This is a genomic window from Nocardioides pyridinolyticus (assembly GCF_054653575.1).
On the sequence record NZ_BAAIFY010000006.1, the window covers coordinates 114,297 to 138,772 of the forward strand.

Genomic DNA, 24,476 nt, shown 5'->3' on the forward strand with positions numbered 1-24,476 from the left:
CATGGACTTCGGGCTGACCGACGAGCAGCGCAGCATCCTGGAGGTGACCCGCGCGTTCGTCGAGCGCGAGCTCCACCCCCACGAGGAGGAGGTCGAGCGCACCGGCGTGCTGCGGCCCGAGCTGGTCGCGCAGATCCGCCGGAAGGCGATCGCCGCCGGCCTCTACGCCGCCAACATGCCCGAGGAGGTCGGCGGAGCGGGCCTGGACACGGTGACGTGGGTGCTGTTCGAGAAGGAGCTCGGCCGGGCCGGCTACGCGCTCCAGTACACCGGCGTCGTCCGGCCCTCGAACATCCTGCTCGCCGGCACCGAGGCCCAGCGCGAGCGCTACCTGTACCCCTGCGTCCGCGGCGAGAGGATCGACTGCCTGGCGATGACCGAGCCCGGCGCCGGGTCCGACATGCGCGGCATGCGGACCCGGGCGACCCGTGACGACTCCGTGCACCCGGGAGGCTGGCGCATCCGCGGCACCAAGCACTTCATCAGCCACGCCGACGAGGCCGACTTCGTGATCCTGGTGGCGGTCACGGGGACGGACGACGCGGGACGACCCGCCATGTCGACGTTCCTCGTCGACCTCGACTCCCCCGGCCTGTCGGTGCACGAGGGCTACCGCAACGTCAGCCACCGCGGCTACACCAACTCGATCCTCGACTTCGACGACGTCCGGGTCGGCGGCGACGCGCTGCTCGGCGAGGAGGGCAAGGGCTTCGAGCTGGCCGGCACCTGGCTGGCCACCACCCGCCTCCAGGTCGCGGCGTCCTGCCTCGGCCGGGCCGAGCGGGCCCTGGAGCTGGCGACCCGGCACGCCGCGACGCGCGAGCAGTTCGGGCAGCCGATCGGCCGGTTCCAGGGCGTCGGCTTCAAGCTCGCCGACATGGCGACCGAGCTCCGGGCCGCGGAGCTGCTGACCCTGCACGCGGCCTGGAAGCACGACCAGGGCACCGCGACCGACGCCGACATCGCCATGGCGAAGGTGAAGGCCACCGAGATGCTCGCGATGGTCGCCGACGAGGCGATCCAGATCCACGGCGGCATGGGCCTCATGGACGAGCTGCCGCTGGAGCGGATCTGGCGGGACGCCCGGATCGAGCGGATCTGGGACGGCACGTCCGAGATCCAGCGCCACATCATCAGCCGGTCGCTGCTGCGACCGTGGGAAGGACGAGCATGAGCACGAGCACGGGCGACGTCGTCCGCACCCGCACCGAGGACGGGATCCTCGAGGTCACCCTGGACCGGCCGAAGGCCAACGCCATCGACCTGGCCACCAGCCGCGAGATGGGCCGAGTCTTCGCGGCGTTCCGCGACGACCCCGACCTCCGGGTCGCGATCCTGCGCACCGAGGGCGACAGGTTCTTCTGCGCCGGCTGGGACCTCAAGGCCGCGGCCGGCGGTGACGCGGTCGATGGCGACTACGGCGTGGGCGGCTTCGGCGGGCTCCAGGAGCTGCCCGACCTCAACAAGCCGGTGATCGCCGCCGTGCACGGGCTGGCGATGGGCGGCGGCTGGGAGCTCGCGCTCTCGTGCGACCTGATCTACGCGTCCGCGGCCACGCAGTTCGGGCTGCCGGAGATCAACGCCGGCACGCTCGCGGACGCCGCGACCATCAAGCTCCCCAAGCGGATGCCCTACCACGTCGCGATGGAGCTGCTCCTGACCGGACGCTGGGTGCCCGCGGAGGAGGCGGCGCGCTGGGGCCTGGTCAACGAGGTGCTGCCCGACGACCAGGCGGTCCGCGCCCGCGCCTGGGAGACCGCCCGGCTGCTGGCGTCGGGGCCGCCCCTGGTGTTCGCCGCGATCAAGGAGACCGCCCGCATCGCGGAGTCCCTCCGGTTCCAGGAGGCGATGGACCTGGTCACCTCGAGCACGCTGCCGACGGTGGCGACCCTCTACGCCTCCGCGGACGGGCAGGAGGGCTTCCGGGCCTTCGCCGAGAAGCGGAAGCCGGTCTGGAGGGGGCGTTGAACCCGTCCCCGGGCGCGAGTCGGCGTGCGAGGATCCGGCCCGTGACCGACCAGGACCGCCGCCGGCTCCCCCTCGACGTCGACACCACGGCCCGGCCGATCCGGCCCGTCGAGGCACCGCCCCGGTCCCCGAACGTCGTCGTGGTGCTCATCGACGACATGGGGTTCGGCGCGTCCTCGCCGTACGGCGGTCCGTGCGAGATGCCGACGGCGCAGCGGCTCGCCGACGAGGGGCTGCGCTACAGCCGGTTCCACGTCACCTCCCTGTGCAGCCCCACGCGGCAGGCGCTGATGACCGGCCGCAACCACCACTCGGTCGGCATGGGCGTCACCAGCGAGATGTCGACGCCGCTGCCCGGCTACCACGGCTACCGCCCGGCGAGCGCCGCGACCATCGCCCAGATCCTCAGCGGGAACGGCTACTGCACGGCCGCGATCGGCAAGTGGCACCAGACCCCGCCGGTGGAGGTCAGCCCCTCCGGGCCCTTCCCCCGCTGGCCGATGGGCGAGGGCTTCGACTACTTCTACGGGTTCATGGGCGCGGAGATGAACCACTGGTACCCGCAGCTCTACCAGGGCCGCTACGCCATCGAGCCGGACCGGCTCCCCGAGGACGGCTACCACCTGTCCGAGGACCTGGTCGAGAAGGCGATCTCCTGGATCGAGAACCAGCAGGCGATCACCCCGGACCGCCCGTTCTTCACCTACGTGGCGTTCGGCGCGACGCACGCGCCGTTCCACGTCGCCCCCGAGTGGCGCGACAAGTACGCCGGCCGCTTCGACGCCGGGTGGGACGCGCTGCGCGAGCAGACCCTCGCCCGCCAGAAGGAGCTCGGGATCGTGCCGGGGACGACCGACCTGGCCCCGTGGGCCGACGGCGTCCCGCACTGGGACGAGCTCGACGAGACCGAACGCCGGGTCGCGGCGCGCCACATGGAGACCTACGCCGGGTTCGCCGAGCACACCGACGCGCAGGTCGGGCGGCTGGTCGACGCGCTCGAGGACCTGGGCGTCCTCGACGACACCCTGATCCTCTACCTGCTCGGCGACAACGGCGCCTCCGGCGAGGGCGGCCCGCGCGGCACCTTCCGCGAGCACCTGGTCGGCCACGGCGTCCAGGACGACACCGCGGACATGGCCGCACGGCTGGACACGATCGGCGACCCCACGACCTACGCGATCTACCCGGTCGGCTGGGCGCTGGCGATGAACACGCCGTACCCCTGGACCAAGCAGCTCGCGCACCTGGGCGGCACCCGCGACGGCATGATCGTCCGCTGGAGCAACGGGATCGAGGCCCGCGGCGAGATCCGGCACCAGTGGCACCACGTGATCGACGTGCTGCCCACCATCCTCGAGGCGGCCGGCGTGCCCGCCCCCGAGGTCTACGGCGGCGTCGAGCAGCAGCCGATCGAGGGCACCAGCCTGGCGTACTCCTTCGACGACGCCGACGCGGAGGGCCGCCGCTCCACGCAGTACTTCGAGATGATCGGCAACCGCGGCGTCTACCACGACGGCTGGACCGCGGTGACCCGTCACGGCACGCCGTGGGAGATGGTGCACACCGGCGGCCGGCCCTTCGACGAGGACGTCTGGGAGCTCTACGACCACACGAGCGGCGACTGGAGCCAGGCCCACGACGTCGCCGCCGAGCACCCCGACAAGCTGCGCGAGCTCCAGGAGCTCTTCCTCCAGGAGGCCGAGCGGTACCACGTCCTCCCCCTGGACGACCGGGTCACCGAGCGCGAGAACCCCGACGTCGCCGGGCGTCTGGACCTCCACTCGGGCCGGTCCACGCTGTCCTTCGGGCCCCGCGTCGGACGGCTGACCGAGGAGGCGGCGCCGAACGTCAAGAACCGCTCGCACCTGGTCACCGCCGACCTCGAGGTGGTCACGGGCACCAACGGCGTCGTGGTCGCGCAGGGCGGCCGGTTCGGGGGCTGGTCGCTCTACCTCGTCGCCGGGATCCCGCACTACGCCTACAACTTCGCCGGCCGCGACCTCACCGTCGTCCGCGGCGGGAAGCCGATCCTGCCCGGCCGTCACGACCTCGCCGTCCGGTTCGAGTACGACGGCGGGCCGCCCGGCAGCGGCGCGCACGTCACGCTCGAGGTCGACGGCGCCCCGGTCGGGTCCGGCCGGATCCCGGTCACGACCGCGTACTACTTCTCCTTCGACGAGACCTTCAACGTCGGGGTCGACCGCGGGACCCCCGTGGTGGACGACTACCTGCCGGTGCGCAACCGGTTCGAGGGCCTGATCCACCGCGTGCGCTTCGACCTGGGGCCGGTCGCGGGCACGGTCACCGAGGAGCAGCGCGCCCGCGCGCACCTCACCCACCAGTGAGCGTTCCAGTGTCTGTCAGGGGCCGGCCAGCTCGGCCGCGCCCGCGACGGCGAGCTCGCCGAGCGGGGCGAACCGCCGGGCGGTGATCCGCTCGGGCGGGCCCCAGATGCTCACGACCGCCACGGGGCGGCCGGCGGCGTCGAGGACGGGCGCGGAGACCCCCCAGGCGGACTCCTCCAGCTCGCCGCGGCACACGGCGTACCCCCGTTCGCGGGTCCGGTCCAGCTCCGTGCGGAGCGCGGCACGCGAGGTGATCGTCGTGGCGGTGTAGCGCTGGAGCCGGCCGCCGCGCGGGAGGTCCAGCAGCGCCTCGACCTCGTCCGGGGTGGAGAAGGCCAGCAGGACCTTGCCGGTCGAGGTCGCGTGGAGGGGCACCGGCTGGCCCTGCCAGGTCACCGAGACGATCGCCGAGCCGAGCGCCGAGCCGAGCGCCTCCGCGACGTAGGTCAGGGCACCGCCCCGCTGCACCGCCAGTGCCGCCGTCTCACCCGTCCGGCCGGCGATCCGCCGGAGCACGGACTGCGCGGCGTGGGCGAGCGAGCTCCCGCCGGCCTGGCCGGCCAGGTCGACCAGGCCGAAGCCCAGCGAGTACCAGCCGGTCTCCCGGTCGAGCCGCAGGAGGCGCTGCTCCTCGAGGGTGGAGAGGATCCGCCAGGCCGTCGTCCGGTTGAGCCCGACGGCCTCGGCCAGCGCGGTCGCCGAGGCGGCCGGGCCGGACGCCGTGGCCACGGCCCGCAGCAGCGCCGCGGCGCGCTCGACGGACTGGACGTGTCCAGACGTCCTCGTTGCGCTGGACACACTTTGTTGCTTATCGCGCAACACCCTGCAAAACCTCCGACCTAGCCATTGACCACCTCCCGAGACGTCTTTATGTTCCGTAGATCACATCTTCCGGTGTTCGGATAGTGAAACAGAGGAGTCACCAAGTGAACCAGCCTCGCACTTACCCCGGTTTCTCCCGGCGGCAGCTTCTCAAGTACTCCGGCATCGGCGCGCTGGCCGTGGGCGGCAGCAGCTTCCTGACGGCATGCGGCGGTGACGACGGCGGCGGGGGCGGAGGTGGCGGCGGCGGACCGCAGAGCTCCGGCGGCATCCTCATCCACGGAGCCACCGGCGGCGGCAGCAAGGACACGCTCGACCCGCACGCGCCGGTCACCAACCCGGACATCTCCCGGGTGAGCAACCTGTTCGAGCCACTGCTGTTCTGGAACAACAACTACGAGCTCGAGCCGGCGCTGGCCGAGGCGGTCGAGGCCTCGCCGGACGGCGTGACCTGGACGATCAAGCTGCGGCCCGACGTCACGTTCCACCACGGCAAGACGGTCACCGCGGAGGACGCCTGGTTCAGCATCCAGCGCGTCGCGAACCCCAAGGCGCCGCTCTCTGCCGGTGGCCAGCTCTCCCAGATCGTCGACTTCCAGTCGACCAAGGTCGTCGACGACACCACGCTCGAGCTGGTGCTCAACACCCCCTACGCGCTGCTCGACTCGCTGCTGGCGGAGTACACGCTCGGCATCATCCCCACCGACTTCGACCTCCAGAACCCGGTCGGCACGGGGGCGTTCCAGTACAAGTCCTTCGAGCCCGGCAAGACGAGCTCCTTCACCCGCTACGAGGACTACTGGGGCACCAAGGCGTTCGTCGACGAGCTCCAGATCCAGGACTTCGCCGACGACAACGCCAAGATCAACGCCCTCCAGGCCGGTCAGGTCCACACGGTCGACAACCTGCCGTACAACCTCATCGACAGCATCAAGAGCTCCGGCGGCGGCGTGCTCGTCTCCGAGACCGGTGCGTGGGTGCCGTTCACGATGCGCGTCGACTCGGCACCGTTCTCCGACGTCCGGGTGCGCCAGGCGATGCGGCTGATCGTCGACCGCCAGGCGATGATCGACCAGACCCTGAGCGGCTACGGCTCCCTGGGCAACGACCTCTACGCGCCGTTCGACGTGGCCTACGCCAGCGACCTGCCCCAGCGCGAGCAGGACATCGAGCAGGCCAAGTCGCTGCTCCAGCAGGCGGGCCACGAGGGGCTCCAGGTCGAGCTGTTCACCGGCGACGACATCGGGTCGGTGGCCCCCGCGGCCGCGAACCTCTTCGCCGAGCAGGCCAAGGCGGCCGGGGTCGACGTGAAGGTCACCAAGAAGGCGACGTTCTACGACGACGACTACCTGTCCTACCCCTTCGCCCAGGACTTCTGGAACACCCGCAACTACATCCCCCAGGCGGTCGTCGGCACGTTCCCGCCGGAGCAGGGCGGGACCTACAACGAGACGCACTGGGACAACGAGCAGCACCGCGAGCTGGTGAACTCGGCGGCCCGCGAGCTCGACGAGGCCAAGCGGGCCGATCTCCTGCACCAGGCGCAGGAGATCGAGTACGAGGAGGGCGGCCTGATCATCTGGGGCTTCCGGCAGCAGGTCGACGGCTACGGCGCCAACGTGCAGGGCCTGGAGCCGAGCAAGTACCTCCCGCTCGGGTCCTACAAGTTCGACAAGGTGTCGATCTGACATGACTCTGGTCGCGGGCCTCCCGGATCCGTTCGAGGAGGTCGCACCCCCTCGGGGCAGGTCCGGGGCAGCCGCCTGGGCGACCTGGCTGCTGCGCCGGGTCGGCCTGGCGGTCCTGACCCTGTGGCTGGTGTCCGTCCTGGTGTTCGTGGCCACCGTCGCCCTGGGCGACCCGGTGCGCGCGATCCTCGGGCGCGACTACAACTCCAACCCCGGACGGGTGGCCCAGCTCGAGGCGCAGCTGAACGCCGACGACCCGCTCGTCTCGCGCTACTTCAGCTGGCTCGGCGGGCTGCTGACCGGTGACCCCGGCACGTCGCTGGCCAACCAGCAGCCGGTCTGGGGCCAGATCTCCGCGAACGTCGTCAACACGCTCGTGCTGGTGCTGCTGGCGGCCGTGGTGATGATCCCGCTGGCCTTCGGGATCGCGATGATCTCGGCCCACTACCGCGGGCGCCGCCCCGACACCGTCATCCAGACGGTCCTGCTGGCGCTGGCCGGCGTGCCCGAGTTCGTGCTCGGCATCCTGCTCGTCGCCTTCTTCTCGACGACGGTCTACCACGTGTTCCCGGCGGTCACGATCGCCACGCCGGGCAGCCGGCCCTGGGACACCCCCGAGGGCATGGTGCTGCCGGTCGTGACGCTGGTGCTGGCGGTGACGCCGTACGTCTCCCGGATCGTGCGCGCCACGCTGCTCGAGGTCCTCGACAGCGACTACGTCGAGCTGGCGCGCCTCAAGGGCATCCCCGAGCCGGTGGTGATGCGCAAGCACGCGCTGCTCAACGCGGTCGTGCCGGGGATCCAGGTGATCGCGCTCCAGCTCGCCTGGCTGGCCGGCGGAGTGGTCCTCGTCGAGACACTGTTCGCCTACCCCGGCGTGGGCCGGCAGCTGGTCGACTCGGTCCGCAACCACGACGTCCCGATGGTGCAGGCGCTGAGCATGATCATCGCCGCCGTCTACATCGTGGTGAACCTCGTCGCCGACATCCTCTCGATCCTGCTGACCCCCCGAGCCAGGACGACGATCTCCTCATGAGCGCGCCCACGAGCAGCACCACGGGTCCGTCCTTCCTGCGGCGGGCGGTCCGGCAGAAGCGCTTCACGTTCGGCCTCACCGTCACCGTGCTGGTGGTGCTCTTCGCGGTCCTCGCGCCCTTCTTCGCGCCGTACGGCGAGAACGAGACCGCCGGTGCGCCGTACGCGAAGGACGGACTCCTCGGCACCGACTACCTCGGCCAGGACGTGCTGAGCCGGGTGATGTACGGCGGGCTGGGGATCCTGCTGGTCGCGATGCTGGCCACGCTGCTCGGGATGGTGCTCGGCATCCTCATCGGGGTCGTCGCGGCCTACAGCGGCGGCTGGTGGGACGAGGTGATCATGCGGCTGAACGACGTGCTGCTCGCCTTCCCGCAGATCCTGCTGGCCCTCGTGGTGCTGACCGCCCTGGAGAACCCCGCCCCCTGGATCGTCGTCGTCCTGGTCGGCGCCTCGCACGCACCGCGCGTGGCGCGGGTGGCCCGCGGCGTCGCGCTGGGCATCGTCTCGCGCGACTTCGTGGTCGCGGCCGAGGCGCTGGGCGAGCGCCGGTCGCGCGTGATCCTCGCCGAGGTGCTGCCGAACATGACCGGCCCGCTGCTGGCGGAGGCCGGCCTCCGCCTCACCTACTCCATCGGCCTGGTCGCGGCACTCGGCTTCCTCGGCTTCGCGGCGGACCCGGGTGCGGCCAACTGGGGGCAGATGATGAACGAGAACCGGCTCGGTCTGGCCACCCAGCCGTGGGCGGTGATGGCGCCCGTCGCGATGGTCGCGATCTTCACGATCGGCACCAACCTGATGGCCGACGGGCTCGCCCAGCTCGCCCAGAAGGGAGAGCTCTGATGGCAGACGGCCTCGTCGTCGAGGACCTCGGCGTCACCCTCACCGGTCGGCCGGTCGACGTCGTCGACGACATCGACCTGGTCCTGCGCCCCGGCGAGGTGGTCGGGCTCGTGGGCGAGTCCGGCTCCGGCAAGACCACCGTCGGCACCTCGCTGCTCGGCTACTCCCGCCCGGGAGCGGTCATCTCGGCCGGCAGGGTGCTGCTCGAGGGCCGAGACGTGCTGCAGCTCCACTGGAAGCAGGTCCGGCAGCTGCGCGGCGAGGAGATCGCCTACGTCCCCCAGGACCCCGCCGCCGCCCTCAACCCGAGCATCCGGATCGGCAAGCAGATCGTCGAGTTCCTCGAGCTGCGCGGCATCGGGACGGCCGAGTCGCGCCTGCAGAGTGCGCGCGACGGCCTCGCCGAGGTCGGGCTGCCGAACGACGACGAGTTCCTCCGTCGCTACGTGCACCAGCTCTCCGGCGGCCAGGTGCAGCGCGTGGCGCTGGCGATGGCGTTCCTGCCCAAGCCCAAGGTGCTCGTCCTCGACGAGCCGACGACCGGCCTCGACGTGACGACGCAGAAGATGGTGCTCGACACGATGGCCGGGCTCTGCCGCACGCACGGGGTCAGCGCGCTGTACGTCACCCACGACCTCGCGGTGGTCGCCAACATCGCCGACCGGGTCGCGGTGATGTACGCCGGGCAGATCGCCGAGCTCGGGCCACGGCACGCGATCTTCGCCAACCCGATGCACCCCTACACCCGGGCGCTGCTCGACTCGATCCCCCACCTCAGCCAGGCCCGCGACCTGCGCGGCATCCCGGGTCGTACGCCGGCCCCGGGCGCCCGGCCCGACGGCTGCCGCTTCAACGACCGGTGTGCCTTCGCCGTCGACGCGTGTCGTCAGCAGGTCCCCGAGCTGCGCACCCTCGCTCCCGAACACGAGGTGCGGTGCCTGCGCGCGGAGGAGATCGGGCGCTGGGACATCAACCGCGGCACGGTCGCCGACGCCGACCCCCACCGGGCACGCGACGTGATCCTCTCCGTGGACGGGCTCGACGTGTTCTACGGCCGCAAGAAGGTCGTCCACGACGTCTCCTTCGACCTCGCCAAGGGCGAGGTGGTGGCGCTGGTCGGCGAGTCCGGCAGCGGCAAGACCACGATCTCGCGGTCCGTGGGCGGCCTCCACAAGGAGTGGACCGGCAACCTCCGCTTCGAGGGCCGGGAGCTGGCCAGGAGCGCCCGCCGGCGCAGCGCCGAGGACCGCAGGCGGATCCAGTACATCTTCCAGAACCCCTACCTGTCGTTGAACCCGCGGCTCACCGTCGAGCAGATCATCAGGCGCCCGATGGAGCTCTTCGGGATCGCGCGGGGCAGCGAGGCCACCGACCGGGTCGTCGAGCTGATGGGCCAGGTGGCGCTCGGAACCGGCATGCTCCACTACCAGGCCGGCCGGCTCTCCGGCGGCGAGCGGCAGCGCGTCGCGATCGCCCGCGCCCTGGCGGCCGAGCCGGACGTCATGATCTGCGACGAGATCACCTCGGCCCTCGACGTGTCGGTGCAGGGCTCGATCGTGGCCCTCCTCGAGGGGCTCCGGAAGGACCGCGGCATCAGCATGCTGTTCGTGACCCACAACCTCGCGCTGGTCCGCTCCATCGCCGCGCGGGTCGAGATCCTCCGGGCGGGCCACGTCGTCGAGGCGGGCTCGGTGGTGACCGTCATGGAGACCCCGCAGCAGGAGTACACCCGCGACCTGCTCGCCAACAGCCCTCGCATCGACTGAATCCCGAGGAGGCACCCCGTGAACCGCAAGGTCATGATCACCTGTGCGCTGACCGGCGCCGGCGACACCGTCGGCCGCTCCGAGCACGTGCCGGTGACCCCGGAGCAGATCGCGGAGTCCGGCATCGCCGCGGCCCGCGCCGGCGCGACGATCATCCACATCCACGTCCGGGACCCCCAGACGGGCTCGGGCTCGCGGGACGTCGCGCTCTACCGCGAGGTGGTCGAACGCGTCCGGGCCTCCGATGTCGACGTCATCGTCAACACCACCGCCGGCATGGGCGGCGACCTGGTGCTCGACCCACACGACCCGACGACGTTCCTCGACGGCACCGACCTGGTGAGCGGCGTCGACCGCCTGCCCCACGTCGAGGAGCTGCTCCCCGACATCTGCACGCTCGACTGCGGGAGCCTCAACTTCGGCGAGGGCAGCCTCGTCTACGTCAGCACCCCGGACATGCTGCGCGAGGGCGCGAAGAAGATCCAGGAGCTCGGCGTCCGCTGTGAGATGGAGATCTTCGACACCGGCCACCTCTGGTTCGCGAAGACGCTGGTCGAGGAGGGCCTGATCGACGCGCCGGCGATGTACCAGCTCTGCATGGGGATCCCCTACGGTGCGCCCGCGGACCCGCTCACGCTGGCGGCGATGGTCAAGCAACTGCCCGACGACGCGGTGTGGGCGTCGTTCGCCCTGGGCTCCATGCAGATGCCGTGGGTCGCGCAGTCGGTCCTGCTCGGCGGGCACGTCCGGGTCGGGCTCGAGGACAACCTCTATCTGAGCAAGGGCGTCAAGGCGACGAACGCCCAGCTGGTCGAGCGCGCCCGGACGATCGTCGAGAGCATGGGCGCGTTGGTGGCGACGCCGGACGAGGGCCGCGAGATCCTCGCGCTGAAGCGGCGATGAGGGTCGCTCCGGAGGAGGTCCGCACCGTCACCTGCGTTGGCGCCGGTGTCATCGGCGGCGGCTGGGTCGCCTACTTCCTGGCCCGCGGCTACGACGTGATCGCGTGGGACCCGGCCGAGGACGCCGAGGTGCGGCTGCGCCATCTGGTCGAGGCGGCCTGGCCGGCGCTCACCGACCTCGGCCTCGCCCCCGGCGCGAGCAGGGACCGTCTGACGGTCGAGCCGGACCTGGCGACCGCGTGCGCACGCGCCGAGTTCGTCCAGGAGAGCGCGCCGGAGGATCTTGAGCTCAAGCGCTCGCTGCTGGCCGACATCGACGCGGTGACGCCCGACGACGTGGTGATCGGCTCCTCCACCTCGGGCTACGGGATGAGCGAGATGCAGGTCAGGTGCACGCATCCGGGGCGCACGGTCGTGGGACACCCGTTCAACCCGCCGTACCTGATCCCGCTCGTCGAGGTGGTCGGCGGCGCCGCCACCGACCCCGACGCGGTCGCCTGGGCGTCGGCGTTCTACCGGCACGCCGGCAAGTCCGTGATCACCATGGACCGCGAGGTGCCGGGCTTCATCGCGAACCGGCTCCAGGAGGCGCTGTGGCGCGAGGCGCTGCACATGGTGAACGCCGGCGAGGCGACGGTCGAGCAGATCGACCTGTCCATCACCGACGGGCCGGGGCTGCGGTGGCCGGTCCACGGCCCGATGCTGACCTTCCACCTGGCCGGCGGGCAGGGCGGCATGGCGCACATGCTCGACCACTTCGGCCCGTCGCTCCAGTCGCCGTGGACCCGGCTGGTCGCGGCCGAGCTCACGCCGGAGCTGCGCGACGCGGTCGTGGCCGGCTGCGACCGCGAGGCGGACGGCCGCTCGATCGACGAGCTGGTCGCCGAGCGGGACCGCGGCGTCGTCGCGATCCTGCGTGCGCTGGGCCGCGCGTGACCGTCGAGTGGCGCGAGCCGGTCCAGGACGCCTGGATCGACTACAACGGGCACCTCTCCGAGCCCTACTACGTGCTGGTACTCGGCCACGCGACCGATGCCGTCATGGACGCGGTCGGACTCGGCCCGGCGTACCGCGCGGAGCACGACGCCTCGCTCTACACGGTCGAGGCGCACGTGCGGTACCTCGACGAGGTGTCCGCGGGTGCCGACCTCGAGGTGCGCTCGGAGGTCATCGGCGTGACGGACAAGCTGCTGTGGATCTGGCACGAGCTGTACGCCGAGGGCCGGCTGCGCGCCACCGAGGAGGTCCTCGGCGTACACGTGGTCGGGCGCAGCGCGGCGCCGTTCCCGCCGAACGTGGCCGCGCATGCCCGGGCCGCTCTCGTGGAACCTCCCGAGCACGCCGCGGGCCAGATCCGGATCCGGCGGACTGGACCACGGGAAGATTGAGCGTTCAACCGTCGTTGGGAGGGGCATGAAGAAGATCGGGTTCCTCTCGTTCGGGCACTGGACGCCCTCGCCGCAGTCGCAGACGCGGTCGGCCGCGGACGCGCTGCTCCAGTCCATCGACCTGGCCGTCGCGGCCGAGGAGCTGGGCGTGGACGGCGCCTACTTCCGCGTGCACCACTTCGCGCGGCAGCTGGCCTCGCCGTTCCCCCTGCTCGCCGCCGTCGGCGCCCGCACCAGCCGCATCGAGATCGGCACGGGCGTGATCGACATGCGCTACGAGAACCCGCTCTACATGGCCGAGGACGCCGGCGCCGCGGACCTGATCTCCGGCGGGCGGCTCCAGCTCGGGGTGAGCCGCGGATCACCGGAGCAGGTCATCGACGGCTTCCGCTACTTCGGCTACCAGCCCGCCGAGGGCTCCGACCACGCCGACATGGCGCGCGACCACACCCGCGTCTTCCTCGAGGTCATCCAGGGCAAGGGCTTCGCCGAGCCCAACCCGCGACCGATGTTTCCCAACCCGCCCGGCCTGCTGCCGCTGGAGCCGCACTCCCCCGGCCTGCGCGACCGGATCTGGTGGGGCGCCGGCAGCCGCGCCACGGCCGAGTGGACCGCCGAGCAGGGCCTGAACCTGATGAGCTCGACCCTGCTCACCGAGGACACCGGCGTCCCGTTCCACCAGCTCCAGGCCGAGCAGATCCAGCGCTTCCGCGACGCCTGGAAGGCCGCCGGCCACGAGCGGACGCCGCGCGTCTCGGTCAGCCGCAGCATCTTCCCGGTCGTCAGCGACATGGACCGCGCCTACTTCGGCCACGAGTCCCGCAGCCAGGACCAGGTCGGCCACCTCGACGGCGGCCTGGCCCGCTTCGGCAAGACCTACGCCGGCTCCCCGGAGCAGCTGGTGCAGGACCTCGCCGAGGACGAGGCGATCGCCGCCGCCGACACCCTGCTGCTCACCGTCCCCAACCAGCTCGGCGTCGACTACAACGCCCACGTCCTCGAGAACGTGCTGAAGGTGGCCGCCGAGCTCGGCTGGCGCTGAGTCGTCGTTCGCCGCTGCCACCGCCGCTGCCGAGTCATCACGGTAGGTAGGTGAACCCGCACTCCCCCTGGTGGGTATGCCGCGGGGAGTGCGGACCCGTCTGCCTACCGTGATGAATCGATCGACATGGGTTCGTCGAGGAGGACGGCCGAGACGACGTCGTGATCGACCTCGCTAGTCCTCGATGACGTCCAGGCCCTGCGCGCGCAGGTTCGCCAGGCTGTCGAGCATCCCCTGGAGGACCTCGGGCGGGTGGCCCTCCCAGTCCTCGACCTCGCGGACGACGCGCAACGAGTGGTGCGTGCGGTAGGACTCGGTGGGGTTGCCGGGGAACCGCTTGTCGGTGACGTTCGGGTCGTCCTCGAACGGCCCGAGCGGCTCCACCTCGTAGACGTGGCCGCGCTCGGCGAGGCCGGCCAGCGCGGTGGCGAGCTCGGCGCCCCACACGGCCGTCTCCAGCCGGGCGGCGAAGTAGATGTTGTTCGAGACCCGGCCCTCCTGGAAGTTCGAGCCGAAGCCCGCCACCAGCTCGGTGCCGGGCTCGAGCTCGGCCTTGGTGCCGTGGAAGAACGGGCCGGGGACCCGGTCCGAGCTCTCGTAGGTCACCGGGGTGCGGGCGCCGTCCGTCTGGTCCATCTGGGTCATCCTGCCCCAGCGTGACCCTCGAGGTACGCCGCGACCAGGCCACCCATGTGCGCCAGGTCGTAGCCGCCCTCCTGCACGAGCACGCTCGGCACGCCCAGGTCGCCGAGGGCCCGGCACGTCGTCGTGCGGCGTCGCCTCGTGCCGCGGGTGCTCGGCGAGGGCGTCGAGGACGACGTCGACGCGTTCCGGCACCTCGGTGCCGGGCGTCGGGACGCCCACCCACACCTCGTGCTTCGGGACGTGTCGCTTGGTGGCGGCTGACCAGACGACGGGGATGCGCACGGCGTCAGCATCCCACCGCAGATGCGCCATTCGGGCAGGATGGGCGCATGCCGCGCGCGCGTGACCTGGACGTCAGGATCGGGGCGCTGCCGACCGGCCCGACCAACTCGGTGCTCGACGTCGCCGGGGTCGGCCTCGGCCACGCGACCGTCTGGCGGGACGAGCCGCTCGTCGCCCGCACGGGCGTCACGTGCCTGCTGCTCGCCGAGGACGCCTATCGCCGACCGCTGCCCGCGGGTGGCGCGGTCCTCAACGGGGCCGGCGAGTGCACCGGCTTCCTCACCGCGTCCGAGTGGGCGTCCGTCGAGACGCCGGTCTACCTGACCTCGACCATGCAGCTCGGCCGGGTCTACGACGCGGCGTGCGAGATCGAGCTCGAGCGCGACGGTGGGGTCGCCGACGATGTGGTGATCCCGGTGGTCGGCGAGTGCGACGACTCCTTCCTCAACGACTGCCGCCGGATGCACGTCACCGCGGCCGACGTCCGCGCCGCGCACGCGGCGGCGCTGGCCTCCCGCGGCTCGCCGACGCCACCCGAGGAGGGAGCGGTCGGCGCCGGGACCGGCATGTCCTGCCTGGGCTTCAAGGGCGGCATCGGTACGGCGTCGCGCGTGACGCCCGAGGGCCACACGGTCGCCGTCCTGCTGCTGACGAACTTCGGCGCGCGCGAGGAGCTCGTCGTCGCCGGCACCCCGGTCGGGCGCCTGCTGCCGCCGGCGCCGTCCGCGCCGGAGAGGCCGGCGGGCTCCTGCATCGGCATCGTCGTCACCGACGCCCCGGTCGACGGCGCGTCCTGCGCGCGGCTGGCCCGGCGGGTCGGGCTCGGCCTGGCGCGGGCCGGGTCGGTGGCGCACCACGGCAGCGGCGAGATCTTCCTGGCCTTCGGCACCGGCCTGCGACTCGACCGCGACCAGCGGCAGTCGTCCGCTCCCCTGACCGGCCGCGGGGTCGACCCGCTCTTCGCGGCCGTCGTCGAGGCGGCCGAGGAGGCGGTGCTCAACTCGATGTTCGGCGCCCCCACGGTGGTCGGACGCGGCGGCAACACCAGCGAGTCCCTACACTCGCCGGCGGTGCTGGAGCTGCTGCGGTGACCGAGGTCCGCATCCCCGTCCGCGACGGCGTCGAGCTCGCCGCGACGCTCTACCTGCCGGACCCGGCCGCCGGTCCGCAGCCGTGCCTGCTGGAGGCGCTGCCCTACCGCAAGGACGACGTGATCGGCCGGCGCACCACCGCCCACACGTCCTCGGTGTCGGAGTACGACACCCCGCACGACGGCACCGCCCGTGAGGAGTACGTCTGGGTCGACCGCCGTACCTGGGACCAGGGCTCGCACGCCGTCACGACCTACGACCCCACCTGGCCCGGCATCTCGGTGCAGGTGACGTCGACGATGGACGTCGCCATCACCGCCCCCGGCCTCGACGTCACGATCGAGACCGTCGCGGCCCTGAACGGCGAGCACGTCTCCACCCGGACCTGGTCCGAGCACGTCCCACGGTCGGTCTGAGCCGGGGCCCGATGCGCCGAATCGGTGCTACTTCACCGCCCCCATCGACAGGCCCTGGACCAGCTTGTCCTGAGCGGCGAACCCTGCGATGAGCACGGGCAGGGAGACGACGAAGGAGGCGGCGCAGACCTTGGCGAGGAACAGGCCCTGGCTGGTCACGAAGCCGGTCAGGAACACCGGCGCCGTCCCGGCCACCGTCCCCGTCAGCACGCGGGCGAGGAGCAGCTCGTTCCAGCTGAAGATGAAGCAGATCAGGGCGGCAGCTGCGATCCCTGGCATGACGACGGGCGCGACCACCTCCCGCAGGGTGCGAGGCAGGCTCGCTCCGTCGATCGAGGCGGCCTCCAGCATCTCGACCGGGACCTCCGCGAGGAACGACCGCAGCATCCAGATCGCGATCGGCAGGTTCATCGCGGTGTACAGCAGGATGAGGTAGAAGATGTTGTCGAGCACGTGCAGCTTCTGTGCGAACAGGTACAGCGGCAGGATGCCGGCCACGATCGGCAGCATCTTGGTCGACAGGAAGAAGAACAGCACGTCGGTCCACTTCTTCACCGGCCGGATCGACAGCGCGTACGCGGCCGGGAACGCCAGCAGCAGCACGAGTCCGGTTGACACCACGCTCGCCGTCAACGAGTTCAGGAGGGGCGGCCACGGGTCGGAGTCGAAGAAGGTCTCGTACCCGTCCAGGCTCAGCGGTGCGAAGAACGCGGGCGGGTTCTGCGCGGCGTCCGTCTCCTTGTGGAACGACGTGAGGATCATCCAGAACACCGGCGCCGCGAACAGCAGGCCGACGATCCAGGCGAGCAGGCTGAACAGCGCCGCGCTGCGGGGCGGGCGGGCGTGCCGGGAGCCGCGGCGGTCAGCGCGGGCGCGCCGGCCGGAGCCGGCAGTGGTGGCGCTCATCGTCCCTCCTCCTTGAACAGGGTGAACACGGTGCGCAGCGCCGCGGTGGCGATGATGATGGTGGCGATGACGACCATCACGCCGGCGGCTGACGCGCGCCCGTAGTCCTGGGCGGTGTAGAAGGTCTGGTAGATGTAGTAGGGCAGGTTCGCGGTGCCGAGACCACCTGAGGTGATGGTGAAGACGGCGTCGAAGTTCTGCACGACGTAGATCGCGCCGAGCAGCGCGGACAGCTCGATGTACTGGCGCAGGTGCGGAAGCGTCATCTGGGTGAAGATCTGCCAGCTGCTGGCGCCGTCGATGCGGGCGGCCTCGATCACGTCGAGGGGTCGGCTCTGCAGCCCCGCGAGCAGGATCAGCATCATGAAGGGCGTCCACTGCCACACCAGCGCGGCGATGATCGCGATCAGCGGGTTGTTGGTGATCCAGTCCGGCTGCGGGGCGTCGTCACCGAACACGAGCTTCAGCATCCCGTTGAACAACCCGTACTCGGGGTTGTAGAGGGCGTGCTTCCACAGCAGTGCCGCGGCGACCGGGACGATGAGGAACGGCAGCACCATCAAGGTCCGTACGGCGGCCCGTCCCCGGAACTTGCGGTCGAGCAGCAGCGCGATGCCGAGTCCCAGGAGCAGGCTGACGGCGACGACCGACACGGTGAGGACGATCGTGACGATCACTGCTGAGCGGGCGTTGGTGTCGGTGAAGACGCGGACGTAGTTGTCGAACCCGGTGAAGCCCCGCTCGTCCGGGTAGTAGGCGTTCCAGTTCATGAACGAGATGACCAGCGTCGCCACGAACGGCACCTGGGTCATCACGATCGTGAAGACGAGGGCGGGCAGCAGCGGGGCGCGACGCGCCCAGTCGCCCGTCTTGCGGAGCGCGTCGCTCGGCGCGCCCGGGGGTCGCGTCGGCGTACCGGTCGAGGCTCCGCCGGGGCCGCCGGTCGAGGCTGTGGTGGACGACATCCTTACTCCTCCCGTGACTGGTAACGCTCTGCGACGTCCTCGGCGAGCTGTTGACCGTCCGCCAACGCATCCTCGACCGAGGTCTTTCCGGCGATCGCCGAGCTGACGTCCTGGCTCACCTGGGTCCCCAGATCCGGGAACTCGGGGATGTCGACGAACTGGATCCCGATCGCCGGGCGGGGCTGCACCCCGGGGTTCTCGGGGTCGGCGGACTCGATCGCCGACTTCGTGGGCTCGGCGAAGGCAGCCGCGACCTCGAGGTACTCGGCGTTCTCGTAGGTGGAGGCCCGCTTGCCCGCAGGGACTCGGGACCACCCGAGCTCGGTGCCGACCAGGTTCTCGTACTCCTTGCTGCTGGCCCACGAGATGAACTCCCAGGCCGCGTCCTTCTTGGTGCTGGCTTCCTGGATGCTCCACGCCCAGGCGTACAGCCAGCCCGAGGAGTCGGTCTCGACCACGGGCGCCGGGGCGTACCCGATCTTGCCCTTGACCGGCGAGTCGTCGGCCTCGAGGGATCCCGCGGCCGAGGTGGCGTCGTACCACATCGCGGCCTGGCCCTGGGTGAGGTTGTTCAGGCACTCGGTGAACCCGGCCTGCGGGGCGCCCTTCTCGCCGTGCGCTCGGACCAGGTCGACGTAGAACTCGGTGGCCTCCGTGAACTCGGGGGCGTCGACCTTGGGGGTCCAGTCCGCCTCGAACCAGGTGCCGCCGAAGGTGTTGACCACGGTGGTCAGCGGCGCGAACAGCTGGCCCCAGCCCGGCTGCCCGCGCAGGCAGATCCCGGCCATGCCCGGCTCGGCGCCGTCCACCCGGGCCGCGATGTCGGCGACCTCGGGCCAGGTCGGGTTGTCGGGCATGGTGATGCCCGCTTGCTCGAGGATGTCCTTGCGGTACATCAGGAAGGAGGACTCGCCGTAGAACGGCTCGCCGTAGACCGAGCCCTCGCTCGACAGCGAGGTCGTCATCGGCTCCAGGATGTCGGACTGGTCGAAGGCGCCGTCCTGGGCGATGTAGTCGTCGAGCGGCGCGATCCACCCCGCGTTGGCGTAGATCGGGATCTCGAAGTTGCTCAGCGACGCCACGTCGTACTGGCCGGCCTGGCTGGAGAACTCCTGGCTGATCTTGTCGCGCACGTCGTTCTCGGGGAGCACGGTGAAGTTCACCCCGATGCCGGTCTCCTTGGTGAAGTTCTCGGCGGTCAGCTGCTGCAGGTCGACCATCTGGGGGTTGTTGACCATCAGCACGTTGATGGTGTCCGGTCCGCCGCCCCCCGCGCCGCCTCCCCAGCCCGCCGAGCCGCCACAGGCAGAGAGGCCGAGGGCCGCGAGGGTGGCCGCGGCCATCATGGACAAGCGTCGGGTCGGTCGTCTCGTCGCCATGGTTACTCCCCGAGTTGAAGGTGGCCGCCGCGTGGCTCTTGTGCCGGGTGCGGCGCTATGACCGGCTCATGCGGTGGAGCCAGGATCGAGACGGCCGGGTTCGGGCGGCCGTCACTGTCGCACCCATGCCTCGACCGTCGCCCGGGCGCCCTTGTCGTGCAGCAGGTGGAGGGCGTCGAGGTAAGGAGTGGTGAACCGGGGCTCGTCGACGAGATCGCCGAAGAGGCTGGGGTCGCGCAGGAACGCCAGCGGGTCCTCGGCCTGGGCGCGTGCTCGAGCCATCACCTCGTCGCGGCGACCGTCGACGACCTCGATGGGCTCGCCCCTCTCGTCCACTCCCTCCGCGTAGCGCGCCCAGGACGCGACCACCAGCGCGGACCGCCGGACCTCGCCGCCGCGCTCGAGCTGTGCGCGGATCACTGGCACCAGCCACTTGGGGATGCGGTCGGAGCTCTCGGCGCACAGCCGGGCCAGGGTGTCCCTGACCTCGGGGTTGGCGAAGCGCACGATCAGTTCCCGCTTGTACGCCTCCAGATCGACTCCCGGGACCGGCGGCAGCGTCGGCGTGCCTTCATGGTCGAGGTAGCCGGTGAGGAAGTCGACGAACAGGGGGTCCGTGCACACCTCGTGGACGTAGCGGTAGCCGGCGAGGTAGCCGAGGTAGCAGAGGGCCTGGTGGCTGCCGTTCAGCAGCCGCAGCTTCATCAGCTCGTAGGGCTCGACGTCGTCGACGACCTGGACCCCGACCTGTTCCAACGGCGGCCGCTCCGTGCCGAAGTCGTCGGCCAGCACCCACTGCGTCCAGGGCTCACACACGACCGGCCAGTCGTCCTCGACCCCGAAGCGCTCCGCGAGCTCGGCGCGGTCGTCGTCGGTGGTGACCGGGGTGATGCGGTCCACCATCGAGTCGGGGAACCGGACGTTCGCCTCGATCCACGGCGCGAGGTCGGAGTCCTTCAGCGCAGCGAAGGCGCAGAGCATCCGTCGCGTGACTCCCCCGTTCCCCGGGATGTTGTCGCACGACATCACGGTGAACGGCGCGACCCCAGCCGCCCGGCGGCGGGCCAGCGCCTCGGCCAGGAAGCCGAACGCCGTGCTCGGCACGGCACCGGCTGCCAGGTCGTGCCGGATGGCCGGCGCCTCGGCGTCGAACTCGCCGGTCGCCTGGTTGACGTGGTAGCCGCCCTCGGTGATGGTCAGGGACACGATGCGCGTGGACGGCTCGGCCATGACCCGGAGCACGTCCTCGGGCTGCTCGGGCGCGAACAGGTAGTCGACCAGCGAGCCGATGACCCGGGGCTCCCGAGACCCGTCCGGGTGCTTCAGGACAAGGGTGTAGAGGCAGTCCTGCTTCGCCATGACGTCAGCCATACGACGGTCTCCCGGGAGCAGGCCCACCCCCGTGATCCCCCAGTCGTGACCGGTGCCACGCTCCATCAACGAGTCGATGTACATCGCCTCATGAGCGCGGTGGAAACCGCCGACCCCGATGTGGACGATGCCCGTGCGCAGCCGCTCGCGGTCGTAGCTCGGCACCGGGACGGTCGCCGCGATCATGGCCAGGTTCGAACTGCTGAGAACGGTCATCTGCTTCCTCGCTGGTTCTTGGACGCCTGGAGGAGGACCTGATGTTCCATCCTGCCAGAGACCTTCGATCTGCGGCAGTACGCGGCGGCACGGCTCGGGTGTCGGATGATCTGGCGCCGGAAGATGACGGACTAGCGGGGCGCAGGCCTACCGACGCGTCTCGAGCAGGAAGCGTTCGACCTCCTCACGCTCGGCGCGGCGCTCGCGCAGAACCCGGGCAGCGTGCCGCGCGTTCTCACGAGCGAGAGCCGTGTGAGCACGGAGCGCGCGGGACCAGACAATCGACGTGGGCGTGAACACGAGGCCGGAATTTACGTGGCCCCGGTGCCGTCGTCGCCCCCCCAAATGGGGTATGCCGGACCCGTGGCCCGCTGGCTCAGCGAGTGGGGTCGATCATGGTCATGCCGGCCACGGTGGCTCGGTCGAAGGTGGGCAGTAGCGCCGCGGCCTCCTCCAGTCCGATGGTGCGCTCGATGAGCCTCTGCGGCTGCAGGGCGCCGGTCTCGATGAGCGCCATCATGTCGGGGTAGTCCGCCGCCGCCATGCCGTGGCTGCCCAGCAGGTCGAGCTCCCAGGCGATCACCCGTGACATCGGCACCCGGGGGTGTCCCTCGAGCGGTGGGAGGAGGCCGATCTGGGCGAGGCGACCCCGCCGGCGCAGGCTGAGGATGGCGTCAGCGCACGTCTGCTCGCTGCCCACCGCGTCGACCGCGACGTGGCTGCCACCCGGAACGAGCTCGACGACGGCCGCAGGCACGTCGAGGTCGCCGGCGAGCAGGGTGTGACCGGCCCCGAGCGCGGCTGCGGCCGTGAGGGCTTCGGGGTTGCGGTCCACCGCGATGACCCGGGCGCCGAGGGCGCTGGCGATCATCACCGTGCTGAGGCCGACACCGCCCGCTCCGATGACGGTGACCCACTCGCCCCGGGTGACCCGGGCGCGCCCCACCAGCGCGCGGTACGCCGTGGCGAACCGGCACCCGAGGCTGGCCGCCGTCGAGAAGTCGACGTGCTCGGGGAGGGCGACCAGGTTGCTGTCCGCGGCGTGCAGCGCGACGTACTCCGCGAACGAGCCCCAGTGCGTGAAGCCGGGCTGCTCCTGGTCGGGACAGACCTGGGCGTTCCCGTCCAGGCACCACACGCATCGTCCGCAGCCACAGACGAACGGGACGGTGACCCGGTCGCCGACCTGCCACCGGGTGACACCCGCGCCGACCTCGACCACCTCACCGGCCAGCTCGTGCCCCGGCACGTGCGGGAACGCGATGTCGTCGTGCCCGGCCCAGGCGTGCCAGTCGCTGCGGCACAGTCCGGTGGCCACGACGCGCACCACGACGCCGCCGGCCGGCGCGGAGGGGTCCGGCACCTCCTGGACCACTGGCCGGGACCGGGCTGCCTCGACCACCATCGCGCGCACGGCGACACCCTAGTTGCGCGGGCGTACGCTGATGCGATCGCCCGTCCTCCTTGTTCGGGTCTCACCGTGGGAGCTGGTTGCGCTGCGTCCCTTGCGTTCATCGAAACCGGAGATCATCGGCTTCGGACGGCAGAGAACGCAGCCATGGCCGTCAGCACTCACGTGGACGTGCGGCCGGCGACTCCCCTGGCGTACTACCTGCGAGCCGGGAGCCTGATGGACGTCCTCGGCACCTACGCCTGGAAGATCGATCCAGCGGCAATTGAGCAGGCCTGTCAGCGCTGGCCACGGACGGGCTTTCCGGCCGAGGTCCGACGCCGATGGAACGAGGAGTGCGAGAGGTTCCCGTATGGCCGAGCCGCGTTCGCCCGACGCCCCGGTCTTCTGCCCCAACTCACCAAGCTCAACCCACTCCCCGAGGGGGCCTTGTAAGGCGACCCAGCGACTGGGACCATCGAAACGATCGCCTCGAAGCACACCGCGGAGGTGAGCTGATGCGCTGGCCGACGTTGACGACGTACGACCGTCAGGACCCGGACGGGAACTTCATCGACGACTTCAACAAGTCCTACCTCGGCATCCGGTTCCTGATCGGCTTCCTGGGACTGGCCCTGCCACTGACACTCGTCGTCGTCGACGCTGCGTTCCTGGACGGTAAGGCTGAGGTGCGGGGATCCATGAGCGCCTACTACCACTCCCCGGCGCGCGACCTGTTCGTCGGCGGACTCTGGGCCACTGGCGTCGTTCTCGTCAGCTACCTGTGGTGGAAGTTCAAGACCTGGGACTTCTCGCTCTCACTCGTTGCGGGGATTGCGGTGCTGTCCGTAGCCACCTTCCCGACTGGGCGCCCCGACGTGGACGCCAGCGGAACCAGTTGCGCCACCGTCACGGCGCCGCCTTGCGCGGCAATCCAGGAGACCCTGGGCGAAGGTGCCGTAGAGGTGGCACACAAGACGGCCGCAGCGTTCGTCGTCGTCTCGTTCGCGGCACTATGCCTGGTCTTCGCTCTGAGAGAGTTCGGCTACGGCAAAGCCGCCCACAGGCTGGCTCCCGGGCGACTGGGGGTCCGCAACGTGTGGAAGCTGCTGCGCCGGCACCCGAGCAGGCGCAAGGAGTTCGCACGGACCTACCTGTACTTGGGCTGCATGGCCGGCGTCCTGCTCGGCGCCATCTGGTGCTTGCTAGGTCCCCATTGGCTTGCCCCACCGGTCTACATGGGTGAGCTGATGGCGTTCAGTTCCTTCGGCGCGGCGTGGATCGTCGCGAGCTGGGACCTCTTCCCCCGGCGACGTCAGGACGCAACCGAGGACCCTTCGACGCCGAAGGCCAGCGACACGACGGTCTAGGAGAAGACCGCCTGGTCACGGAACGTGCCCCTCTGTCGTCTCGCCGGCAACGAACGCAGGTCTGCTTCGTCTGGCTGAGTTGAGGGACCCAGATCGCAAGGAGGCTCGTGATGACGGGGGGGTCAGCAACGCGGTGGCCGAAGCGACCGGAGCCGATGTGCGGTCGCGTGATGTGTCTTCGCAGGAACCCCGAACGTCCCACACTCGTCCCACGTCCATGACAACGTCCGGCATGCCGAGGTCCGCGGGCCCGGCGAGCACGATCGTCGCCGGATCGATGCTTCTTGCGGGGCTGTCCGGTTGCAGTGGCGGCGCTGCCGGGTCCGCCGACTGCGCTGCGGCACCGCCGGAACGTTCGAACTGACCGGCGACTGGCTCGGGGTGACCGGGTCGAAGCAGGCCCGGTTCGACGGGGACATCCGGCTGCCGTACCGGTTGGAGGTGCAGGTGAGGTCCGGCCCGGCGAGGTATGTCGGGACGACGCTCATGGTGCGTGCCACCGAGGCCACCGACCCGGCCCTGACCCCAGCAGACGTGAAGGCATCGCTGTGGCAGCGCGGACAGGTCACTGCCTCGGTGCAATGCACGGATCGGCACTTCGAGGCCCTCGCTCTGCACACGTGAACTGACTCGGCCTGACACGTGC

23 protein-coding genes are annotated in these 24,476 nt (G+C 70.9%); 16 read left to right on the forward strand and 7 right to left on the reverse strand.

Annotated features, from left to right (window positions below; translation table 11 throughout):
• Position 1 precedes the first annotated feature (1 nt).
• From ACYQ0U_RS07630 to ACYQ0U_RS07640, 3 genes are read left to right on the forward strand one after another with little or no spacing between them, the layout of a single operon-like run.
• Positions 2 to 1,174, forward strand: a complete 1,173-nt coding sequence (locus ACYQ0U_RS07630; protein WP_459971206.1) for an acyl-CoA dehydrogenase family protein — start codon at positions 2 to 4, stop codon at positions 1,172 to 1,174.
• A complete protein-coding gene (locus ACYQ0U_RS07635; RefSeq protein ID WP_459971208.1) occupies positions 1,171 to 1,968 on the forward strand; it encodes an enoyl-CoA hydratase-related protein in 798 nt (265 codons plus the stop codon). The genes ACYQ0U_RS07630 and ACYQ0U_RS07635 overlap by 4 nt, the downstream gene beginning before the upstream one ends.
• 41 nt (positions 1,969 to 2,009) lie before the next feature.
• On the forward strand, positions 2,010 to 4,313 hold the full coding sequence (locus ACYQ0U_RS07640; protein ID WP_459971210.1) for an arylsulfatase: 2,304 nt from the start codon (positions 2,010 to 2,012) through the stop codon (positions 4,311 to 4,313).
• 15 nt (positions 4,314 to 4,328) lie between these two features.
• Here the strand turns inward: ACYQ0U_RS07640 and ACYQ0U_RS07645 are convergent, their stop codons facing one another.
• On the reverse strand, positions 4,329 to 5,111 hold the full coding sequence (locus ACYQ0U_RS07645; RefSeq protein ID WP_459971212.1) for an IclR family transcriptional regulator: 783 nt from the start codon (positions 5,109 to 5,111) through the stop codon (positions 4,329 to 4,331).
• Between the two features lie 128 nt (positions 5,112 to 5,239).
• On the opposite strand from ACYQ0U_RS07645, the gene ACYQ0U_RS07650 reads away from it, so the two are divergent.
• The 8 genes from ACYQ0U_RS07650 to ACYQ0U_RS07685 are packed head-to-tail and all read left to right on the forward strand — an operon-like array spanning position 5,240 to position 13,799.
• Entirely contained in the window at positions 5,240 to 6,823 is a 1,584-nt protein-coding gene (locus ACYQ0U_RS07650) for an ABC transporter substrate-binding protein (RefSeq protein ID WP_459971214.1), read from the forward strand.
• A 1-nt stretch (position 6,824) separates the two neighbouring features.
• Complete coding sequence (locus ACYQ0U_RS07655; RefSeq protein WP_459971216.1) at positions 6,825 to 7,859, forward strand: ABC transporter permease; 1,035 nt, start codon at positions 6,825 to 6,827, stop codon at positions 7,857 to 7,859.
• Positions 7,856 to 8,701: an ABC transporter permease gene (locus tag ACYQ0U_RS07660; protein WP_459971218.1), complete on the forward strand. Its 846-nt coding sequence runs from the start codon at positions 7,856 to 7,858 to the stop codon at positions 8,699 to 8,701. The genes ACYQ0U_RS07655 and ACYQ0U_RS07660 overlap by 4 nt, the downstream gene beginning before the upstream one ends.
• Positions 8,701 to 10,467 carry an ABC transporter ATP-binding protein gene (locus tag ACYQ0U_RS07665; RefSeq protein WP_459971220.1) on the forward strand — a complete coding sequence of 589 codons (1,767 nt, stop codon included), beginning with the start codon at positions 8,701 to 8,703 and terminating at the stop codon, positions 10,465 to 10,467. Before ACYQ0U_RS07660 ends, ACYQ0U_RS07665 begins: the two co-directional genes overlap by 1 nt.
• Before the next feature lie 18 nt (positions 10,468 to 10,485).
• On the forward strand, positions 10,486 to 11,370 hold the full coding sequence (locus tag ACYQ0U_RS07670; protein WP_459971222.1) for a beta-keto acid cleavage family enzyme: 885 nt from the start codon (positions 10,486 to 10,488) through the stop codon (positions 11,368 to 11,370).
• Positions 11,367 to 12,305, forward strand: a complete 939-nt coding sequence (locus ACYQ0U_RS07675) for a 3-hydroxyacyl-CoA dehydrogenase NAD-binding domain-containing protein (RefSeq protein ID WP_459971224.1) — start codon at positions 11,367 to 11,369, stop codon at positions 12,303 to 12,305. The genes ACYQ0U_RS07670 and ACYQ0U_RS07675 overlap by 4 nt, the downstream gene beginning before the upstream one ends.
• Entirely contained in the window at positions 12,302 to 12,757 is a 456-nt protein-coding gene (locus tag ACYQ0U_RS07680) for a thioesterase family protein (RefSeq protein ID WP_459971225.1), read from the forward strand. Before ACYQ0U_RS07675 ends, ACYQ0U_RS07680 begins: the two co-directional genes overlap by 4 nt.
• A 25-nt stretch (positions 12,758 to 12,782) precedes the next feature.
• The gene (locus ACYQ0U_RS07685) at positions 12,783 to 13,799 is read left to right on the forward strand and encodes an LLM class flavin-dependent oxidoreductase (RefSeq protein ID WP_459971227.1); all 1,017 of its coding nucleotides are present in this window, start codon (positions 12,783 to 12,785) and stop codon (positions 13,797 to 13,799) included.
• A 174-nt stretch (positions 13,800 to 13,973) separates the two neighbouring features.
• On the opposite strand, the gene arr is transcribed toward ACYQ0U_RS07685, so the two are convergent.
• Positions 13,974 to 14,435 carry an NAD(+)--rifampin ADP-ribosyltransferase gene (gene arr, locus ACYQ0U_RS07690; RefSeq protein ID WP_459971230.1) on the reverse strand — a complete coding sequence of 154 codons (462 nt, stop codon included), beginning with the start codon at positions 14,433 to 14,435 and terminating at the stop codon, positions 13,974 to 13,976.
• Positions 14,436 to 14,567: 132 nt separating this feature from the next.
• On the opposite strand from arr, the gene ACYQ0U_RS07695 reads away from it, so the two are divergent.
• The 3 genes from ACYQ0U_RS07695 (at position 14,568) to ACYQ0U_RS07705 (ending at position 16,233) form a co-directional block, all read left to right on the forward strand.
• Complete coding sequence (locus ACYQ0U_RS07695) at positions 14,568 to 14,705, forward strand: hypothetical protein (RefSeq protein WP_459971233.1); 138 nt, start codon at positions 14,568 to 14,570, stop codon at positions 14,703 to 14,705.
• A gap of 68 nt (positions 14,706 to 14,773) precedes the next feature.
• Positions 14,774 to 15,817: a P1 family peptidase gene (locus ACYQ0U_RS07700; RefSeq protein ID WP_459971235.1), complete on the forward strand. Its 1,044-nt coding sequence runs from the start codon at positions 14,774 to 14,776 to the stop codon at positions 15,815 to 15,817.
• Positions 15,814 to 16,233 (forward strand): CocE/NonD family hydrolase, encoded by a 420-nt coding sequence (locus ACYQ0U_RS07705; protein ID WP_459971237.1) that lies wholly within the window; start codon positions 15,814 to 15,816, stop codon positions 16,231 to 16,233. Before ACYQ0U_RS07700 ends, ACYQ0U_RS07705 begins: the two co-directional genes overlap by 4 nt.
• Before the next feature lie 27 nt (positions 16,234 to 16,260).
• Here ACYQ0U_RS07705 and ACYQ0U_RS07710 read toward each other — a convergent pair whose 3' ends face one another.
• The 5 genes from ACYQ0U_RS07710 to ACYQ0U_RS07730 all read right to left on the reverse strand — a co-directional run bounded on the left by ACYQ0U_RS07710 (position 16,261) and on the right by ACYQ0U_RS07730 (position 22,475).
• Complete coding sequence (locus tag ACYQ0U_RS07710; RefSeq protein ID WP_459971239.1) at positions 16,261 to 17,139, reverse strand: carbohydrate ABC transporter permease; 879 nt, start codon at positions 17,137 to 17,139, stop codon at positions 16,261 to 16,263.
• On the reverse strand, positions 17,136 to 18,104 hold the full coding sequence (locus ACYQ0U_RS07715) for a carbohydrate ABC transporter permease (RefSeq protein ID WP_459971241.1): 969 nt from the start codon (positions 18,102 to 18,104) through the stop codon (positions 17,136 to 17,138). The genes ACYQ0U_RS07710 and ACYQ0U_RS07715 overlap by 4 nt, the downstream gene beginning before the upstream one ends.
• Before the next feature lie 2 nt (positions 18,105 to 18,106).
• Entirely contained in the window at positions 18,107 to 19,447 is a 1,341-nt protein-coding gene (locus tag ACYQ0U_RS07720; RefSeq protein ID WP_459971243.1) for an ABC transporter substrate-binding protein, read from the reverse strand.
• Positions 19,448 to 19,594: 147 nt separating this feature from the next.
• Complete coding sequence (locus tag ACYQ0U_RS07725; protein ID WP_459971245.1) at positions 19,595 to 21,070, reverse strand: mannitol dehydrogenase family protein; 1,476 nt, start codon at positions 21,068 to 21,070, stop codon at positions 19,595 to 19,597.
• A gap of 376 nt (positions 21,071 to 21,446) precedes the next feature.
• Positions 21,447 to 22,475 carry an alcohol dehydrogenase catalytic domain-containing protein gene (locus tag ACYQ0U_RS07730; RefSeq protein ID WP_459971415.1) on the reverse strand — a complete coding sequence of 343 codons (1,029 nt, stop codon included), beginning with the start codon at positions 22,473 to 22,475 and terminating at the stop codon, positions 21,447 to 21,449.
• A 503-nt stretch (positions 22,476 to 22,978) separates the two neighbouring features.
• Between ACYQ0U_RS07730 and ACYQ0U_RS07735 the strand changes: the two genes are divergently transcribed.
• Both ACYQ0U_RS07735 and ACYQ0U_RS07740 read left to right on the forward strand, forming a co-directional pair.
• Complete coding sequence (locus tag ACYQ0U_RS07735; protein WP_459971247.1) at positions 22,979 to 23,830, forward strand: hypothetical protein; 852 nt, start codon at positions 22,979 to 22,981, stop codon at positions 23,828 to 23,830.
• 300 nt (positions 23,831 to 24,130) lie between these two features.
• The gene (locus tag ACYQ0U_RS07740) at positions 24,131 to 24,454 is read left to right on the forward strand and encodes a hypothetical protein (RefSeq protein ID WP_459971249.1); all 324 of its coding nucleotides are present in this window, start codon (positions 24,131 to 24,133) and stop codon (positions 24,452 to 24,454) included.
• The last annotated feature ends 22 nt before the right edge of the window (positions 24,455 to 24,476 follow it).